Source organism: Corallococcus praedator, assembly GCF_003612125.1.
GTDB classification, from domain to species: domain Bacteria; phylum Myxococcota; class Myxococcia; order Myxococcales; family Myxococcaceae; genus Corallococcus; species Corallococcus praedator.
Genome location: NZ_RAWI01000760.1, coordinates 1 through 1,293, shown reverse-complemented (window position 1 = coordinate 1,293; position 1,293 = coordinate 1). Strand labels below are relative to the sequence as shown.

Genomic DNA, 1,293 nt, shown 5'->3' with positions numbered 1-1,293 from the left:
TGAAGTTGCCCCGGTTTCGTGGAGCGTTTCCGCGCTTTCGCCCTCAAGCGGCAGCGCGGTGCTTCTTCTCGTAACCAGCGGGTGACTCGTAGTCGAGCGCGGAGTGGCGCCGGAGCGGATTATACCAGCCCTCGATGAAGCGGAAGACGGCCATCCGCGCCGCGGCGTGAGACGTGAAACGGCGACGTGCGAGCAGTTCGCACTCGAGCGTGGCGAAGAAGCTCTCACACATCGCGTTGTCGTACGCGTCGCCAACGCTGCCCATGGAGGGGCGCACGCCGGCTTCCTTGCACCGAAGCCCGAAGCCAATCGAGGTGTACTGCGTCCCTTGGTCGCTGTGGTGCACGACGCTCTGGGGCTGACGCTGCCCCACGGCCATGTCGAGTGCCTGCACGACGAGCTGCGTCTTGAGGTGGCCAGCCATGGCCCAGCCGACGACTTTGCGGCTCCATGCGTCGAGCACGACGGCGAGGTAGAGGAAGCCGGCGTGCGTCGGGATGTACGTGATGTCCGCAACCCAGAGCTGGTCGGGTCCAGGGGCCACGAAGTTGCGGTCGACCAAGTCGGGCGCAGGGCGTGCGCGCTCGTCGCGCGTCGTGGTGACACACCACCTGCGGCGACTGACGCCCTCGAGGCGCGCTGCCCGCATGAGACGGGCGACACGCTTGCGACCGATGTGCACGCCCTCCGCCGCGAGCTCGGCGTGGATGCGCGGCACGCCGTAGGTGCCGTCGCTCATCGCGTGGATGGCGCGAATGCGCTCGCTGAGGCCCGCGTCCGCGACCGCGCGCATCGAGGGCAGGCGCGTCCGCCACGCGTGGTAGCCGCTCTCGGAAACCTCCAGGACACGACAGAGCGTCGTGATGCCGTGGACGGCCTGGTTCGCCTTCACGAGTCGGTACGCCGCTTGGGCGTCGCCACGGACTCCTGCGCGAACCAGGCCGCAGCTTTTTTTAGGATGTCGCGCTCCTCGCGCAGCACCCGCACCTCGCGCCGCAGCCGCTCGAGTTCGGCGCGCTCATCCGAGGCGGCACTGCTCGCCCTGGGAGCTGGCCTGCTCTCGCCGTTGCTGCTGGGGGCGCCACTGCCGCTCCCCTCCAGCTGCTTCTTCCAGTTGCGGATGCTCTGCTCGGTGCAGCCGAACTCTCTTGCGAGACTCTTGCCGGACCGGCCGGCCTTCATCAGCTCGACGACCCGCTCACGGAACTCCGGAGGGTATGGGGGGCGTGACTTCGGCATCGTGGGACCCTTTTCGCACAGCGGGTGGGACTCCACGAAACCGGGGCAACTTCA

Annotated in this window: 1 protein-coding gene; it reads right to left on the bottom strand. The window is 68.1% G+C overall.

Annotated elements, in window-relative coordinates; genetic code table 11:
- Positions 1-43: 43 nt before the first annotated feature.
- A protein-coding gene (locus D7Y13_RS41545) for an IS3 family transposase (protein ID WP_120586199.1) occupies positions 44-1,239 on the bottom strand; the annotation gives its coding sequence in 2 pieces (ribosomal slippage) (positions 44-957 and positions 957-1,239; 1,197 coding nt in all).
- Positions 1,240-1,293 lie beyond the last annotated feature (54 nt).